At 70.4% G+C, this 16,430-nt stretch carries 14 protein-coding genes; 3 read left to right on the plus strand and 11 right to left on the minus strand.

The window, feature by feature from the left end:
- Positions 1-3: 3 nt before the first annotated feature.
- A complete protein-coding gene (locus OG241_RS19880; protein WP_319090065.1) occupies positions 4-393 on the minus strand; it encodes a BlaI/MecI/CopY family transcriptional regulator in 390 nt (129 codons plus the stop codon).
- 202 nt (positions 394-595) lie between these two features.
- On the opposite strand from OG241_RS19880, the gene OG241_RS19885 reads away from it, so the two are divergent.
- The 3 genes from OG241_RS19885 (at position 596) to OG241_RS19895 (ending at position 2,450) form a co-directional block, all read left to right on the plus strand.
- The gene (locus OG241_RS19885) at positions 596-1,171 is read left to right on the plus strand and encodes a TerD family protein (protein WP_405816880.1); all 576 of its coding nucleotides are present in this window, start codon (positions 596-598) and stop codon (positions 1,169-1,171) included.
- Positions 1,172-1,224: 53 nt separating this feature from the next.
- Positions 1,225-1,530 (plus strand): twin-arginine translocase TatA/TatE family subunit, encoded by a 306-nt coding sequence (locus OG241_RS19890; RefSeq protein ID WP_405816881.1) that lies wholly within the window; start codon positions 1,225-1,227, stop codon positions 1,528-1,530.
- Positions 1,531-1,709: 179 nt separating this feature from the next.
- Entirely contained in the window at positions 1,710-2,450 is a 741-nt protein-coding gene (locus OG241_RS19895; protein ID WP_405816882.1) for an alpha/beta hydrolase, read from the plus strand.
- 123 nt (positions 2,451-2,573) lie between these two features.
- Here OG241_RS19895 and OG241_RS19900 read toward each other — a convergent pair whose 3' ends face one another.
- The 10 genes from OG241_RS19900 to OG241_RS19945 form a co-directional block, all read right to left on the minus strand.
- Positions 2,574-4,901, minus strand: coding sequence for a glycosyl hydrolase family 95 catalytic domain-containing protein (locus tag OG241_RS19900; protein ID WP_405816883.1), 2,328 nt, complete (start codon positions 4,899-4,901; stop codon positions 2,574-2,576).
- 59 nt (positions 4,902-4,960) lie between these two features.
- On the minus strand, positions 4,961-5,698 hold the full coding sequence (locus OG241_RS19905; protein WP_405816884.1) for a heparin lyase I family protein: 738 nt from the start codon (positions 5,696-5,698) through the stop codon (positions 4,961-4,963).
- Between the two features lie 5 nt (positions 5,699-5,703).
- Positions 5,704-6,393: a polysaccharide lyase family 7 protein gene (locus OG241_RS19910; protein ID WP_405816885.1), complete on the minus strand. Its 690-nt coding sequence runs from the start codon at positions 6,391-6,393 to the stop codon at positions 5,704-5,706.
- A gap of 144 nt (positions 6,394-6,537) precedes the next feature.
- Positions 6,538-6,897, minus strand: coding sequence for a hypothetical protein (locus tag OG241_RS19915; RefSeq protein ID WP_405816886.1), 360 nt, complete (start codon positions 6,895-6,897; stop codon positions 6,538-6,540).
- Positions 6,898-6,907: 10 nt separating this feature from the next.
- A complete protein-coding gene (locus OG241_RS19920; RefSeq protein ID WP_405816887.1) occupies positions 6,908-8,146 on the minus strand; it encodes an RNA-guided endonuclease InsQ/TnpB family protein in 1,239 nt (412 codons plus the stop codon).
- A gap of 51 nt (positions 8,147-8,197) precedes the next feature.
- Positions 8,198-8,662, minus strand: coding sequence for a hypothetical protein (locus OG241_RS19925; RefSeq protein WP_405826316.1), 465 nt, complete (start codon positions 8,660-8,662; stop codon positions 8,198-8,200).
- A complete protein-coding gene (locus OG241_RS19930; protein WP_405816888.1) occupies positions 8,578-9,231 on the minus strand; it encodes a sarcosine oxidase subunit gamma in 654 nt (217 codons plus the stop codon). The genes OG241_RS19925 and OG241_RS19930 overlap by 85 nt, the downstream gene beginning before the upstream one ends.
- Positions 9,224-12,592 (minus strand): sarcosine oxidase subunit delta family protein, encoded by a 3,369-nt coding sequence (locus OG241_RS19935; RefSeq protein WP_405816889.1) that lies wholly within the window; start codon positions 12,590-12,592, stop codon positions 9,224-9,226. Before OG241_RS19935 ends, OG241_RS19930 begins: the two co-directional genes overlap by 8 nt.
- 24 nt (positions 12,593-12,616) lie before the next feature.
- The gene (locus OG241_RS19940) at positions 12,617-13,858 is read right to left on the minus strand and encodes a sarcosine oxidase subunit beta family protein (RefSeq protein WP_405816890.1); all 1,242 of its coding nucleotides are present in this window, start codon (positions 13,856-13,858) and stop codon (positions 12,617-12,619) included.
- Positions 13,859-13,933: 75 nt separating this feature from the next.
- On the minus strand, positions 13,934-16,381 hold the full coding sequence (locus tag OG241_RS19945; RefSeq protein WP_405816891.1) for an FAD-dependent oxidoreductase: 2,448 nt from the start codon (positions 16,379-16,381) through the stop codon (positions 13,934-13,936).
- Between the last annotated feature and the right edge of the window lie 49 nt (positions 16,382-16,430).

Below are 16,430 nucleotides of genomic sequence, written 5' to 3' on the forward strand. Positions count from 1 at the left end.
GTGTCAGTCTCCCCGACTGTCAGGGGACCGGCCCAGAAGTTCGCGCAGCAGTCGCTCGTCGTCGGGACCGAGACCGGTGACGAAACTCGCCAGCACGGCCTGTCTGTCGCCCTCGTTGTCCAGCACCCGGCGCATCTTGTGGGCGGCCAGGCCGGCCTGGTCCGCCACGGGCAGCCAGGCGAAGGACCGGCCGGCCCGTTCGCGGGTGACCGCCCCCTTGGTCAGCAGCCGCGTGAGGATCGTGATGACGGTCGTATAGGCGAGGCCACTGCCCAGGCGCTCCCGCACCCAGCCCGCCGTCGCCGGTCCGTCCGCCTCGCGCAGCGCGGACAGCACCAACGCCTCCAGTTCACCCTGTCCCCGTCGCCGGGGAGGCTGCCGGTGATTCGTCACGCCCTGTCTCCCTTCCGCTGCCGCGTACTTCACGGGCGCTCCATCGTAAGGACACCCGGGCGTAAGGCCGCCAGGACGCAAGGCCACCCGGGGCCTCGCACCCGCAATCGCACCTCGCACTGTTTCTACAGTGATGTAGATTGCGTTCCGGGGCAACCGCACATGCGACCGCACCCCCAGGATCTCAACCAGGAGGAAAACCATGGGAGTTTCCCTGTCCAAGGGCGGCAACGTCTCGCTCAGCAAGGAGGCTCCGGGCTTGACCGCCGTACTGGTCGGCCTGGGCTGGGACGTCCGGACGACCACCGGCACCGACTTCGACCTCGACGCCTCCGCCCTGCTCCTGGACGCCTCCGGCAAGGTCCTCTCGGACCGGCACTTCGTCTTCTACAACAACCTCACCAGCCCGGACGGGTCCGTCGAGCACACGGGGGACAACCTCACGGGTGAGGGCGAGGGCGACGACGAGTCGATCAAGGTGAACCTGGCGGGCGTACCCTCCGAGGTCGACCGGATCGTCTTCCCGGTCTCCATCCACGACGCCGACAACCGCGGCCAGAGCTTCGGCCAGGTCCGGGGTGCCTTCATCCGGGTCGTCAACCAGGCCGGCGGGCAGGAGATCGCGCGTTACGACCTGTCCGAGGACGCCTCCTCCGAGACCGCGATGGTCTTCGGCGAGCTGTACCGCAACGGTGCCGAGTGGAAGTTCCGCGCGGTCGGCCAGGGTTACGCCTCCGGACTGGCCGGGATCGCCTCCGACTTCGGCGTCAGCATCTGACCGAGGCCGGCACTCGCCGCCCGCCTCCGGCCCTCCCCAGGAACAGGAACCCAGTGTTCGGACTGAGCGAACTGGCCGTCATCCTCATCGTCGTCATAGCCGTCCTCGCGGCGAAGAAACTCCCTGAACTGGCCCGCTCGGCAGGGAAGTCGGCCCGGATCCTCAAGGCCGAGGCACGCGCCGCGAAGGACGACGAGAAGGAGGAGGGGCCGGAGACGGGCTCGGCTCCCCGAGTCATCCAGGGCGAGACGGTCACTCCGGTCACCACCGCGCCCACCACACCGGCCACGCCCGCCGCGCCCGTCACGGAATCCAGGCGACCGGACGAGGGGCGCGGTGCGGGGCCGCGTGTCAGCTGACGAAAACCCGTTGGCGGGCCGCGGTGGCCGCTGCTACCTTTCCGGTGGCCGTGCGAGAGAACGAGGAGGTGGTACCCGTGAACGCTGTATCTACATGGGTGCTCCCCTCCGGGGTCACGGTCGGGCGATAGGTCGTCGTCCGGGAGCGCCGTTCAAGCGAACTCCCGAAAGGCACGACCATGCGATTCACTTCCGAACAGCGTCTCGACGACGGTGTCCTCGAACGCGAATTCACCCTCGGCGAGATTCCCGGCATCCTGTGGACGCCCGGCTCCGCATCCACGTCCGCACCGGCGCCGCTGATCCTGCTCGGCCACCCTCCTCTCGGGCTGCGCAAGATGTACCCCCGGCTGTCGGCCCGCGCCCGGCAGGCCGCGGCGGACGGCTTCGCCACGGCGACCATCGAGCTCCCGGGAAACGGCGACCGGCCCCGTTGGCCCGCCCTCGAGGAGGCCCGCGCCGACCTGCGCCGGGCGATGGAGGCCGGCGAGCGGGTGAGCGACGAGATCGTCGACGCCCTCGTCCTCCCGCTGGTCGAAAAGGCCGTCCCGGAATGGCAGGCCGCCCTGGACGCACTCCTCGCTCTGCCCGACGTCAGCGGCCCGGTCGGGTACTCGGGGGGAGTGATCTCCATCGGGACCCGGCTGGCGGTGGTCGAGCCGCGCATCTCGGCCGCTGTTCTGTTCGCCGGGAGTTTCGTCCCTCGCGTCATGTTCGAGGAGGCCCGGCAGGTAACCATTCCTCTGCACGTCCTGCTGCAGTGGGACGACGAAGGCAACGAGCGCCAGGCGGCCCTGGACCTGTTCGACGCCTTCGGCTCCAAGGAGAAGACGCTGCACGCCAACATGGGCGGGCACACCGGCGTCCCGCAGTTCGCGGGCGACGCCGCGGCCCAGTTCTTCACCCGACACCTGAAGTGACGCCAGGCTGTCGGGCCACCGGCAGACGGTGAGCGACGTCCCTGTCATCGAGGAGAGGGCCTTGGCACTCCTCGATGACAGGGACGGACCGGCGGCTCACCGGTGCCGGGGCCGGTGCCGGGCCTACGGCAGCCCCCAAGCCTCCCCCCGCTCCACCAGCGGCACCGCGTCGATCACCAGGTCGGGGCGCTCACCCGCGTACAGCAGGACCTCCCGGCCCTTGGCCAGGTCGATCGTGAGGGTGCCGTCCTCCGAGGTGTGGGTGTGGGCCGGGGTGCCGTCGTCCAGGAGGGCTGTCAGCGGGCCGCCGGACAGGTCGTGGCGCAGGCGCAGCGGTTCCCCGGCCAGGCTCCGGATCCGGATGAAGCGCGTGGCGCCCCCCTTACGGGCCGCGCTGACCAGGAAGGCGCCCTGGGTGCGGAAGTCGTGGAGGGTGACGTCCGGCCAGGTGGGCGGGACGGCCGGGAAGATCCGTACGACGCCTCCCCAGCTCTGGCAGAGCATGTCGTGCAGGGACTGGGACGCCGACAGCGGGGTCTCGATGACCGGGCCGGCCTCCGTGTAGTGGGTGTTGGCCCGGCACGGGTAGCGCGTCGTGGGGTCGAAGAACTTCTTCAGGTAGGTCAGGGCCGTGTCGCCGCGGCCCATCATCGCGTAGATCGACGCGGCGCCCGTGTAGCTGTAGCCGCGGTGGGCGCCGGTCAGCGCGTGCCAGCGGACGACCGACTTCTCGATCAGCTCGCGCTGCTCCGGCTGGTCCCAGTTGACCTGGTACAGCGGGTACACCATCAGCAGGTGGGAGTAGTGGCGATGGGACTGCGCGTACGGGGTGTCGGCGCCGATCATGAAGCCGTTGCCGTCCACCGGGTACGGCGTCAGCCTGGCCAGGGTCTCCTGCCAGCGCGGGGCGAGGGGGTCGTCGACGCCCAGGCGCTCGGCCGCCTCCAGGAGTGTGGTGCAGCCCCAACGGATGAGCGCCAGGTCGTAGTTGGTGTCCTGCGGGGGGACCACCGGGTACTCCGGGGAGAGCGTCGACGGAAGGTGCAGCTTGCCGTCGTCTCCTGGCTCAAGGAAGTGCAGGTAGTAGTTGACCGCTCGGCGGAGCACGGGGAAGACGGTGTCGCGCAGCAGCTTCTCGTCCATGCTGTGGCGGTAGCTCAGCCACACGTTGTGCAGGGCCCAGGTCAGGTCGCCCACTTCGGCGCCCGTGCCGGGCCTGCCCACGCTCCGGTTGGCGAACATGTCGGAGCTGCGGCCCACTCCGGCGCTGTCCGAGCGGTAGGCGGCGGCCACGTTCGTGGTGAGCTGTTCCTGGTTCTGGCGGACGGTGGTGGCCAGCGAGTCGAGTTCCAGGTGGTTGGAGCCGTGGATCAGCCAGTACTCCAGCTGGATGTTGAGGTTCCACCACACCGCCGGCCAGGGCGTGGGCTCCAGCCAGGGGCCGCAGGTGGCCATCGGCGGGCCGCCCGCGACACTCGCCGACGCGACCTTGTAGAGCTGGATCCAGTGGAAGCTCTGCAGCCGCTCGTCGGGGAACGAGACGAAGCTCTTGCGGTAGTACGCGTGCCAGGCGCGGGTGTGCGAGGTGCGCAGGGCTGTGTACGGGGCGATTCCCAGGGCCTGCCGGATCGTCGGAATCTTCTGGATCTTCTTCAGCGAGTCCTCCCCCGCCCTGGTGTTCGAGGGGTGGCTGTGGGCGACGGTGAGCAGGAGGGTGTCGCCCGAGCGTCGGTACGCCGTGGCGGTCTGGCCACCGCCGGTCAGGGGCTGGAGGACCTGCTCGACGCCGCCGGTGGTCCCGGTGGTCCAGGGCGGGTTCGCGACGTAGTCCGCCGGTGGGGCCTCGCTGATCTTGCGGGGGCTGATCGCCTCCTCCGGGTGGAACGTCCAGTGGACCTTCTCGTCGCCGGCGGCCGTGACACGGGCGGCCAGCACGCCGTCGTGGATGAGGGCGGCGAGGGTCAGGGTGCCCTTGTCCGTGGAGATCGTGCCGGTCAGTTCGGCGTTCCACAGGCTCAGCCGCCAGTCCACGGCGGTGATGGTGCCGACCGGGTCCAGGGTCAGGTGTCCCACGGGGAGCCGGCAGGTGCCCCAGCCGCTGCCGAACTCCGGTCGGTGGTCCTGGACTTCGCCGTGCTGGACGGTGAAGCGGATCGCGTTCACGCCCGGCTCCTGGTACACCATGCTGCCGAGGCGCCCGTCCCCCAGGAACGGTCCCTCGTGCCACAGCGTGGGCAGCCGGCGCCACAGCAGGTCCTGCTTGCGCAGGAAGCCGGACCAGGCCGTGTCCGAGTCCATGCGGTTGCGGAGCTTCCAGGGGCGACGGACGGCGGCAGCCCCTGCCGGACCGGCGGGAGCGGCTTGGGCGACTCCGGCCTGGGCGACTCCGGGCAGGGCGGCAAGCGTCGTACCGCCCAGTGCCGAGCCGAGCACTGCTCTACGAGAGGTCATGCGGGTACCTCCAGAAGGTGAGTGGGGGAGGGAGGGAGGAGTGGGGCGATGGGGCTGCGTCAGGACCAGTTGGCCGGTTCGGCCAGGGCGTAGGTCGAGGCGATCCGGTGGTTGTCGTGCAGGATCGTCAGGGTCCGCGGGCCGCTTGGTGTGCCGTCGCGCCAGGCGGTGCAGTAGATCCCGTTGGACCAGCGGATCGTCTGCGAGGTGGACGGCAGCACGGTGATGCCGGTCCGGCTCACCGTCCTCGTACCGTTCAGCCACACCTCGAAGGCGCCCCGGCCGTCGCCGTCGAGCTTCAGCCGGGTGACGACGCGGATCCAGGTGTCCCGCAGGCCGCTGATCGACCCGGCGGTGCCCTTGATGCCCCCGGAACCGCCGAACCGGATCTCCGAGCCGATGACGAACATCAACAGCCAGGGCCCTTCCGGGTCTTCGGGCGACCACTGCTGGAAGGTGACGTTCTGGTCGTGGAAGGTCCAGCCGGACCCGAGGCGGATCGCCTGGCCGTAGTACCGGTCCTCGCCGACGCTCTGCGCGCCGCGCCGGATCACCTCGGAGTGGTAGCCGCCGGTCTCGTCGACGTAGGTCTGGGTCGCCGCGAGCGCGTTCGCGCCTTTGTACGTGGGCGAGTCGACGGTCTCGATGGTGCCGGCCTTCTGGGTGTAGGCGTAGTCCCAGCCCTCGACGCTGCCGCGGTTCTGGAAGAGGACCTCGTCGGCGGCCCTGGCCTGCCCGGGCAGGACGGCGGCGAGGCCGAGCCCGCCGAGCGCGGTGAGTGCCGTTCGTCTCCGCACGGCACTCACCGGGTCCAGTAGGTGATGTTGCGGAAGCGGGCCTCGGCCCGGCCGCTGCCGTGGTGGTAGACGCCGTTCTTGAAGTGGCGGGTGGCCGGGCCGCGATCATCCCGGGTCAGCACCAGCGCGTCGTCGAAGTAGACCTTGACGCTGCCGGCCGAGGCGTCGTGCGCGAGCTTGACGTTGAACCAGGTGTCGTACGCGCCGGTCCTGAGGACCGTGCTGTCGTACGCCCGTACGGTGCCGCCGTTCGCGCTGTACGCGTTGAGCATGAAGTCCGTGGCCGGGGTGCCGTCGGGGTGGATCACGCGGAGGATCTGCACGAAGGTCGCGCCGTTCGTACCGGCCGGGAGGTACACGTCGGCGTCCCACATGTGCCGGCCGGAGGTGTACTGCTGCTGCCAGCGCATCTCGGTGCGCGGGTCGGTGGAACTGCCCTGCGAGAGGGGCTCGTCGGTGTCGTACACCCACATGCGGTGGACACCGCCGCTGTTGCTGTAGCGGTCGCTCAGGTCCAGGTTCCACGGCTTCTGCATGGCGTACGTGAACGCCGTCTTCGTCCAGCCGTCCGTGGGGGACGCAGTGACGGCCGCAGGAGTCGCGGAGGCCGTCGATCCGGTCGTCGACCAGAACGCGCCCGAGGCGAGTAAGCCTCCGGCCGTCAGAACCGTGCGCCTCGATGGGGTCATGGGCATGCCAAATGACCTTTCCGGGAATGGCGATTCATCGGATCTATCTTCCGGGTGGAGCGTAGGACTAGACCATGGGTGCGTCAATATAAAGGTCAAGCCGAAGATAGATCCGATGTACGCCAGCCCGCTGCCCGGCTCGCTGTCCGGCTACTCCACTCGCGGACCGGGGCTGAACACAGGGTGCCAGCTCTCCGGCGGAGCCAGATAGCTGACCGGCAGGCCTCCCGTGTCGATGACGACCTGGTCCACGGCGATCGCCGCATCGACCATGAAGAGGCGCAGTTCGCGCTCGCCGGGTTCGGTGACGGTCACCGTGGCCGTGAGTCTCTCGACGCCGTCCTCCACGTTGCGGGCCCAGGCGTCGCCCCGGTTTCCGGTGGCGACGGACTGTCCGGACAGGACCGTCACCGGCTGGTCGTCGAGCGACACCGCCAGCCGCCGCTGCCCCCGCTCGTCGAGCGACGGCAGCCGGAAGACGGTGACCGGGAAGGTCCCGGTACTGGTCAACGACCCAGGACTAAAGTCCGGGGCTTGCACAACGGGCGTCACTGGCTGTGGCGCTGCGTTTGCGTCCTGTCCCACGCCTCGGTTCCGGGGGTGGGCCTGGGGCGGTTGACTGCGCCCCGCGTCGCCACAACTCCCACGCTCTCGCGCGGATGTTGCGGGAGCCGTTCCGGTCCGCGTGATCAACGAATCCGCAGGACCGGCACGCGAACCAGGCCTGGGAGACCCGGTTCGCCTTGTCGATGTGGCCGCACTCGGCGCAGGTGCGCGAGGTGTACGCCGGATCGACGTGCACCACCGGCACCCCGGCCTTGCGGGCCTTGTACGCGATGAAGCTGCCGAGCTGGGCGAAGGCCCAGCTGGAGTGGGTGGCCCGTTGGGGCTTGCGAAGCCGTACCCGCTCGTGGATGCCCGTCAGGTTCTCCAGGGCGATTCCGCGACCGGTGCGTTCTGCCTCGGCCACCACATGTTTCGCGATCTTGTGGTTGATGTCCCGTGCCCGCCGCGCCTCTTTGCGGCGCCGTTTCTTCAGCCGGCGCCTGGCGGACGGGGTGTTCTTCTTCTGCAGCTTGGTGCGCAGCTTCCGCTCCCGGGTGCGGATGCGGTTGAGGTCGCGCCCTGCCATGATCTCGCCGTCACTGGTGGTGGCGATGTTGACGATGCCCAGGTCGATACCGAGGAAGTCATGCGGTTCGGTGTTCGGTGGGGCTTCGGGCACCTCGCAGGTGGCGTTCAGGAACCACATGCCGTCCCGGCACAGCAGGTCCGATTCGCCCTTGCGGTACAGGGCCAGGGTGGCCAGCTGCTCCGGTGAGGCGGTGAACGCGACGTCCTTGACCCGTCCGCAGACGGTCCAGATCGAGATCCGCCGCTCGGGAACCTGCCAGGACAGCATTCGGTCGTCGTACGGCTGCGCCCCTTCCGGACGGAAGGCGATCGGTTTCTCGGTGGCCCGGCGGTAGCGCTTCGAGCCGCGCCTGCCGAGGTTCCCGGCCTTGAGGTTGGCCTTGAGCGTGGCATACGCATCGCACGTCTTCTTCACGACGTGTTGGGCGGCCTGCGCGCCCAGTCCCCAGCGAGCCTTGATCTCGCCGTAGGTGTGTTCACGCAGCGCGAAGTTCCGCTTCACATCCTTCTCGAACGCGACTTCACTGGCCCAGGTGGCCGCCTCGTTGCAGGCGCGCAGGGTCGCCTCAGGTGCCGCCGCCTGCCCCGGCGTCGGCAACAGCCTGATCTGCACCACCAGCTTCACGATCACTAATCTATATATGTGTACGACTGCCCACCGTGCGTTCACCATGCATCACCCGACCGAGTGAACCCGCCACCACATGGACGCAGTACCGGCTCCGCCGGACACGATGCTCAGCCGCTTCGCCGCCAAACATGCACGGGTACCGCGGCGCTCCGCGCCGCGAACACGAGGATGCGGTTCCTCCCAGGGCTGAAGCCCTGGGGTTCCTCGCAAGAACAAGCTGAGGCGCACCTGGTATTGCAACTCCGGTGCCCGCGAGGCCAGGTCGGCGACGATCGGCGCCGCCGTCGACGGCACCGCCTCCACCGCGCCGCTCCGACGCCCCAGCCCGCCCGCGGTACGCCAGCGGGCCCCGCCCCGCGCCACCCGGCGGTCTGCGTGCGCCGCGTCGATCCATGAACTCCGGCCCCACGAACCGGCCCCGCATACTACGTCCCCACGTACTCCATGGCCGCGTCGAGCAGCCAGTCCGTCAGGTAGCCGGCGAAGGACGAGCGGACCAGCACCCAGAATCCGGCCCTGGCCTCGTCCCGGGCGACCAGTACCACCTGGGTGCGGCCCAGCGTCGTCTGGGCACAGCGGCCGGGTCCGAAGGCACGCGGGTGGAGGTCCAGGGCGCAGCCATGGGCCAGCAGATCGCGGGCTCGGGGGCCCGTGACGAGGAGGGTGGTGCGCTGGGCGGAGACGTCGACGACGGAGACCGGCTCGTCTCCGGCCGCCTCTCTGACACGGCTCTCCAGGTCCCGTTCGCCGCCGGGCGGGCCCACGAGCAGCCACTCGTCCGGGCCCAGCCACAGGGCGACCAACTCCCCCGCGTGGACGACGGTGTTGGGGGCAGGGGGCAGCGGGAGGTCCAGCGCGAGCCCGATGGCGTCCGCCGCCGCGCCCTTGGCGTCGAGGCGCACGTCGAGCTGGGTCAGGAAGGGGAGTTCCGCCAGCCGGATCGCACCCCCGGAGGCGCGGGTCGCGGCAGCCAGCCGGTCGGCGGCGTCGGCCAGAGGTGACACCGGCGACACGGCGGACAGGGGGGACGGGGCGGACAAGGAGGGCCGGGCGGCGCTCAGGGTGGTGGTGTCAGCCATCTCGGCGGGCTCCCTCGGGGTCGTAGAGGACAGGGCTCGCGACGGTCACCGGGACCAGCCGGTCACCCACGGGTGCGTACAGGCGTTCGCCGACGCGTTCCCGGCCGCCCTTGATCAGGGCGAGCGCGAAGGTCCGGCCGAGGGCCGCGCTGCGGTAGCTGGAGGTCACATGGCCGAGCATCGGCACGGGCGGCGCGGGCAGCTCGCTGTCGGCAACCAGCTGTGTGCCCTCGGGGAGGAAGGCGCCGGGGTCGTCCGGGAGCAGGCCGACCAGGTGCTTGCGGTCGGGGCGGACGGCGTCGGCACGGGCGTACGACCGCTTGCCGATGAAGTCGGGCTTCTTCTTCGACACCACCCAGCTCATGCCGAGGTCCTGCGGGGTGACGGTGCCGTCGGTGTCCTGGCCGATGATCGGGTAGCCCTTCTCGGCGCGCAGGACGTGCATGGTCTCCGTGCCGTAGGGGGTGATGCCGTACGGGGCGCCGGCCTCGTACAGCGCTTCCCAGAGGGCGCGGGCCTCCCACGGCGACACGTTGATCTCGTAGGCCAGTTCGCCGGAGAAGCTGATCCTGCAGACCCGGGCGTCGATGCCCGCGACCGGCGTCTCGCGCCACGCCATGAACGGGAAGTCGGCGTTCTCCACGGCCAGTTGGGGCGCGAGGGAGCCGAGGACGTCCCGGGAGCGCGGGCCGACGAGAGCCACCGTGGCCCACTGTTCGGTGACGGACGTGCAGTGGACGCGCAGGTCCGGCCACTCGGTCTGGGACCACTCCTCCATCCAGTCCAGTACGGCGGCGGCGTTGCCCGTCGTCGTGGTGACCAGGAAGCGGTCGGGGGCGACCCGGATGACGGTTCCGTCGTCGAAGACCATGCCGTCCGGGCGGCACATCACGCCGTAGCGGATCATGCCGACCTTCAGGGTGCTCATCATGTTGGTGTAGAGCAGGTCGAGGAAGGCGCCCGCGTCCGGGCCCTGGACGTCGATCTTGCCGAGGGTGGAGGCGTCCATGAAGGCGACGCTGTCGCGGGCGGCGGCGCACTCGCGCAGGACGGCCGCCTCCATGTCCTCGCCGGCCCGGGGGTAGTACCAGGGGCGCTTCCACTGGCCGACGTTCTCGAAGAGCGCGCCGTGCTCGACGTGCCAGGCGTGCAGTGCGGTCGTCCGGATCGGGTCGTGCAGCGCGCCCCGGTCGCGGCCCGCGAGGGTGGCGAAGGAGACGGGCGTGTACGGCGGCCGGAACGTGGTCGTGCCGAGCGCCGAGATGTCGACGCCGAGCAGCGCGGCGACGATACCGCTGGCCAGCACGCCGGACGTCTTGCCCTGGTCGTTGGCGGTGCCCGCGGTCGTGTAGCGCTTGGTGTGCTCGACCGACCGCATACCGGCGCCGGTCGCCCGGGCCAGGTCGTCCACGCTGACGTCACGCTGGAGGTCGACGAAGGAGTGCGTGTCGGAGGCGTCGGGGATGGCGTACACGTGCATGGGCGGGGTGGTGGGCGGTACGGCGGCCGGGGTGGGGAGGTGGGATGCCTCGGGGGTGTAGCCCTCCGCCGCGAGTGCGTTGGAGGCCGCGCTCACGCCCTGGGCGAGGACCGAGGGCAGGTCCAGGGCTCCGGCCGCGCTGCCCGCGACCTCGACGGCCTGACGGCAGCTGTCGGGGACGAAGGTGCCGAGCGCGTTGTCGTAGCGGAGCTTGCCGCCCGCCTGGCTGAACAGGTGGGCCACCGGGTTCCAGCCGCCCGAGACGAGGAGCAGGTCGGCGGCGAACTCCCGCCGGCCCGCGCTTGCGCCGGACTCCGCGCTTCCGCCGGACTCTGTGGGCTCGCCCTCGTACGGGGCAACCCTTACGGCGGTCAGGCGCGTGTCGGCTGTCGCATCGGGTGTCGCGTCGCCTGTCGTGTCGGCTTTCGTGCCGATCACGGCGTGGCCCGGCAGGACCTCGATGCCGGCGGCCCTCGCCCGCTCGGCCCACTCCCCCGGGTAGGGGCGGGTGTCGACGATCGCCGGCACCTCGACGCCCGCCGCAGCGAGGTCGAGTGCGGCCGCGTACGCGCTGTCGTTCGTCGTGAACACGACCGCCCTGCGGCCGGGCAGGACGCCGTGCCGGTTCACGTACGTACGCGCCGAGGCGGCCAGCATCACGCCGGGGCGGTCGTTGTCCGCGAAGGCCAGGGAGCGTTCGTGGGCGCCGGTCGCGAGGACGACCCGGCGGGCGCGGATGCGCCAGACGCGTTCGCGGGAGACGTTCTCGGGGGCGGCCGCGCCGAGGTGGTTGGTGCGGCGTTCCACGGCGAGGAGGTGGTTGTCGTCGTAGTAGCCGAAGACCGTGGTGCGGGACAGGACCCGTACGTCCGGGGCCGCTTCGAGACGGCCCGTGGTCTCCGCCACCCAGTCGAGGTGTTCGCCCGTGCCCAGGAGGCTGCCGCCCGGCTCCGGGCGGTCGTCGGCGAGGATGACCCGGGCACCCGTACGGGCGGCGGCGGCCGCGGCTGCGAGGCCTGCGGGGCCCGCGCCGACGATCAGCAGGTCACAGTGGGCGTGTACGGCGTCGTAGCGGGCGGGGTCGGGCGTGGTCGCCAGGCGGCCCTGGCCGGGGAGGCTGGTTGCCACCAGGCCGTCGTACAGCTCCACGGTGGTGGCGGGGAGCATCGGCTCGGGGAACGGGGCCTCGATCTGGATGACGGCGTTGGGCTCTTCCGGGCCTGCGGAGAAGATGCCTCGGGGGCGGCCGAGTTTGATGCTGGTGCCGGTTTGGATGATGCCGTTGGCGAGGAGGGCTGAGGCGAGGGTGTCGCCTTGGTAGCCCTGGTATTCGGTGCCGTCGAAGGTGAAGGTGAGGTGGGTGTTTCTGTTGATTCGGCCGGCTGTGGGGAGGCGGAACGGCTGGGTCTCTTCCCCCACCCCACCCCTTCCCGAAAGTTCTGGGGGCTCTGCCCCCAGGCCCCCGGTCGGCCCTGAAGGGGCCTCGTCCTCAAACGCCGGACGGGCTGGAGGTGCCGGCCGGGGTTCGACAGTTGCCGTAGGCACAGAGGGTGCCGGCCGAGGCGAAGCAACAGCCGAAGCCGTAGTTTGCGTGCGCCGCGCCTCCTCTATGACCGGGCGTTCCTCACCCGCCCGGTACACCGCCAGGATCTCGTTGGTCCCCGTGTCCCGGACCGCGTTGAACCAGCGGCGGCAGCCCGCGCCGTGGTTCCAGCGTTCGGCGAAGGGGCCCTTCGGGTTGTCGCGGAAGAACAGGTACCGGGCCCACTCCTCGTCGGTGAGGGCCGACGGGTCCTGCGGGTACGGCACATGTGCCTGGCCGCCGTAGTGGAACTCGGCCTCGTCGCGGGGCCCGCACCACGGGCAGGGGATGAGCAGCATGTCGTTCGGCTCCCTTGGGGATCCCTAGTGGGCCACCGCGGCCGCGCCGTGCTCGTCGACGAGCGCGCCGGTGGTGAAACGGTCGAGCGAGAAGGGGGCGTTGAGGGGGTGGGGGCTGTCGTGGGCGATGGTGTGGGCGTAGACCCAGCCGACGCCCGGGGTGGCTTTGAAGCCCCCGGTCCCCCAGCCGCAGTTGAGGTAGAGGTTGTCCACCGGGGAGAGGCCCACGATGGGCGAGGCGTCGGGGCTCACGTCCACGATGCCTCCCCACGTACGCAGCACATGGGCCCGCGCGAAGACCGGGAAGAGTTCCAGGGCCGCCGACATCTGTTCCTCGATGATGTGGAACGCCCCGCGCTGCGTGTACGAGTTGTACGAGTCGATGCCCGCGCCCATCACCAACTCGCCCTTGTGCGCCTGGCTGACGTACACGTGGACCGCGTTGGACATCACCACGGTCGGGTGCACGGGTTCGAGGAGTTCGGAGACCAGCGCCTGCAACGGGTGGCTCTGGAGCGGGAGTTCGATGCCCGCCATCGCCGCCAGGACCGATGTGTGGCCCGCCGAGCACAGGGCCACCTTGCCCGCCGCGATCGGACCCAGGGTCGTCTGGACCCCGACCACCCGGCCGCCGACCACGTCCAGGCCGGTCACCTCGCAGTTCTGGATGATGTCGATGCCCGCCGCGTCCGCCGAGCGGGCCAGGCCCCACGCCACGTGGTCGTGCTTGGCGATGCCCGCGCGCGGCTGGTAGGTGCCGCCCAGCACCGGATAGCGCACGTCCGGTGAGGTGTTGACGATCGGGCAGACCTCCTTGACCCGGTCCGCGTCGAGCCACTCCGCGTCGACGCCGTTCAGGCGGTTCGCCTCCACCCGGCGCACACTGTCGCGGACGTCCTGGAGACTGTGGGCGAGGTTCAGCACGCCGCGCTGGGAGAAGAGGATGGGGTAGTCCAGCTCCCCCTCCAGGCCCTCCCACAGCTTCAGCGCGTGCTCGTAGATGCCGGCGCTCTCGTCCCACAGGTAGTTGGAACGGATGATCGTGGTGTTGCGGGCCATGTTGCCGCCCGCCAGCCACCCCTTCTCCAGCACGGCGACGTTGGTGATGCCGTGGTTCTTCGCCAGATAGTGCGCGGTGGCGAGCCCGTGTCCGCCGCCGCCCACGACGATCACGTCGTACGACCGCTTCGGCTCGGGCGTACGCCACAGCCAGTCGGGATGCTCCGGCAACTCGGCGCCGGGGGTACGGGGGTTACGGGGGCTCATCGCGCGTCTCCGCCTTCTGCGTCTTCTACGTCATCCACGTCTTCTGCGGTGAGTCGACCGGAGGTCGGAACAGCCCTACCCACGGAGGCGGGACATCGTCGGGTCGAACAGGGGCTCCTCAGCGACCACTGCCGCCACCCGCTGGTCGAAGTAGCCGATGTGCAACTCCCGTCCAGGCGTGGCCAGTTCGGCCGGGAGCCAGGCGTAGGCGATGCCCTTGCCGATCGTGTAGCCGTAGGCGGCGCTGGTGACGTAGCCGACGGCACGGTCACCCTCGTAGACCGGCTCCTTGCCCATCACCACCGACCTCGGGTCCTCGATGGTCAGGCAGGTGAGCTTCCGGCGTACATCGTCCTTACGGCGTTCCAGTGCCGCCTTGCCGACGAAGTCGCCCTTGTCGAGCTTCACCGCGAAGCCGACGCCGGCCTCGTACGGGTCGTGCTCGTACGTCATGTCGGTGCCGAAGGAGCGGTAACCCTTCTCCAGGCGGAGGCTGTTGAAGGCGCCTCGGCCCGCCACGATGCCGCCCAGCGGCTGCGCCGCCCGCCACAGGGTGTCCCACAGCTTCTGGCCCTGGTCGGCGGTGGTGTAGAGCTCCCAGCCGAGTTCGCCGACGTACGACAGGCGCATCGCCGTCACCGGGACGCTGCCGATGTAGGCGCGCTTGGCGCGGAAGTACTTCAGGCCGTCGTTCGAGAAGTCCTCGTCCGTCAGGGGCTGGAGGACCTTGCGGGCCAGCGGTCCCCACAGGCCGATGCAGCAGGTGCCGGGGGTGATGTCGCGGACCTGGACCGTGCCGTCGGCCGGGAGGTGGCGGGTGAACCAGTCGAGGTCGAGGTTGCCGTTGGCGCCGACCTGGAAGAGGTCGCGGCCGAGGCGGGCCACCGTGACGTCGCTGCGGATGCCGCCGTCGTGGTCGAGCAGCAGGGTGTACGTCACCGAGCCGACCGACTTGGCGACCTTGCTGGTGGTTAGGCCTTCGAGGAACGCGCCGGCGCCGGGGCCGGCCACCTCCAGGCGCTTCAGGGCCGTCATGTCGTACATCGCGACCGTCTCGCGGGTCGCCTGGGCCTCGGCGCCGACGATCGGCGACCAGTACTGCGCCGCCCAGTCGTTGGGGGTCGGGACCGAACGGCCTTCCACCAGGGGCGCGTTGGCCTCGTACCACTGCGGGCGCTCCCAGCCGTTCGCCTCCAGGAAGAAGGCGCCCAGTTCCTTCTGCCGGGTATGGAAGGGGCTGGTGCGGATCGGGCGCGGGTCCCCCGACGGCTGGAGGGGATGCAGGATGTCGTAGACCTCGACGAAGTTCTGGCAGTCGCGGGCCAGGACGTACTCGGGGGCGAGCTGGTGCGGCTCGAAGCGGTTGAGGTCGCACTCGTGCAGGTCGAAGGACGAGCAGAAACCGTCGACCAGCAGCTCGGCCATCGCCCGGCCCACGCCCGCCGAGTGGGTCACCCATACCGCCTCGGCGACCCAGAAGCCCTTGACGTCCGGGGACTCGCCCAGCAGCGGGAAGTTGTCGGTGGTGAAGGAGAACAGGCCGTTGATGCCCTCCTCGACCTTCGCGTCCTTGGTGGAGGGGAGCAGGGACTGCGTCTCCGTCCAGGCTTCCGCGAAGTCGTCCTCGGTGAACTTCAGGACCGAGGGCATTCCGCCGGCCGCGTCCGCCTCGCCGAACGAGAGGATGTCGTCGGCCGAGATCGGCATCGGGCGGTGGCCGTAGTAGCCGATGCCGATGGCGTCGTAGCGGTCGCGGTAGTAGAGGTCGGCGTCCTGGTGACGCAGGATCGGGCGGACCGCCTCCTGGGTCTGGCCGGCGAGGGCGGGGACCGGGCCGGTCCAGGCCAGTTGGTGGGCCAGGGGCGTGAGGGGGAGGTTGAGACCGGCCATGCGGGCGATCTTCGGGCCCCAGATGCCGGCGCAGCACACGACGATGTCGGCCGGGATCTCGCCCTGGTCCGTGACGACGCCGGTGACGCGGCCGTCGGTCTGCTGGACGTCCAGTACCTCGTGGCGGGGCAGGAAGGTCACGCCTCGTTCGGTGGCCCGGCGGATCTGGGCTTCCACGGCGAGGACGGCCTTCGCGAGGCCGTCCGTGGGGACCAGGAGGCCGCCCAGGACCCGGTCGGGGTTGAGCAGCGGGTGCTGCTCCGCGCACTCCTCGGGGGTCAGCAGGCGGGACTCGACGCCCCAGGAGGTGATCCAGCCGTGGCGGCGGTGCAGTTCGGTGAGGCGCTCGGGGGTCGTGGCCACTTCGAGGCCGCCGACCTGGAGGAAGCAGGGCTGGCCGTCGACGTCCAGGGAGCAGAACTTCTCGACGGTGTAGCGGGCCAGCTCGGTCATCGTCTTGGACGAGTTCGTCTGGAAGACCAGGCCGGGCGCGTGCGACGACGATCCCCCGGTGGCGGGCAACGGCCCCTGGTCGACCACGGTCACTTCGGTCCAGCCTCGTGCGGAGATCTCGTCAGCGAGTGCCGCGCCTACGACGCCCGCTCCGATGATGACCACTCGGGGTCCCGCCATCGCCGCACCTCCGGTTGCTGTCTACGCAACATGACTCAGGTTGCGCAAC

This window comes from Streptomyces sp. NBC_01390, assembly GCF_045040105.1.
Taxonomy (GTDB): domain Bacteria; phylum Actinomycetota; class Actinomycetes; order Streptomycetales; family Streptomycetaceae; genus Streptomyces.

What these genes read in the sequence shown, in the direction of transcription:
- OG241_RS19910 (WP_405816885.1), bottom strand. Translation starts at nt 6,393, where the DNA reads ATGCCCATGACCCCATCGAGGCGCACGGTTCTGACGGCCGGAGGCTTA.
- OG241_RS19940 (WP_405816890.1), bottom strand. Translation starts at nt 13,858, where the DNA reads ATGAGCCCCCGTAACCCCCGTACCCCCGGCGCCGAGTTGCCGGAGCAT.
- OG241_RS19945 (WP_405816891.1), bottom strand. Translation starts at nt 16,381, where the DNA reads ATGGCGGGACCCCGAGTGGTCATCATCGGAGCGGGCGTCGTAGGCGCG.
- OG241_RS19900 (WP_405816883.1), bottom strand. Translation starts at nt 4,901, where the DNA reads ATGACCTCTCGTAGAGCAGTGCTCGGCTCGGCACTGGGCGGTACGACG.
- OG241_RS19885 (WP_405816880.1), top strand. Translation starts at nt 596, where the DNA reads ATGGGAGTTTCCCTGTCCAAGGGCGGCAACGTCTCGCTCAGCAAGGAG.
- OG241_RS19895 (WP_405816882.1), top strand. Translation starts at nt 1,710, where the DNA reads ATGCGATTCACTTCCGAACAGCGTCTCGACGACGGTGTCCTCGAACGC.
- OG241_RS19930 (WP_405816888.1), bottom strand. Translation starts at nt 9,231, where the DNA reads ATGGCTGACACCACCACCCTGAGCGCCGCCCGGCCCTCCTTGTCCGCC.
- OG241_RS19935 (WP_405816889.1), bottom strand. Translation starts at nt 12,592, where the DNA reads ATGCTGCTCATCCCCTGCCCGTGGTGCGGGCCCCGCGACGAGGCCGAG.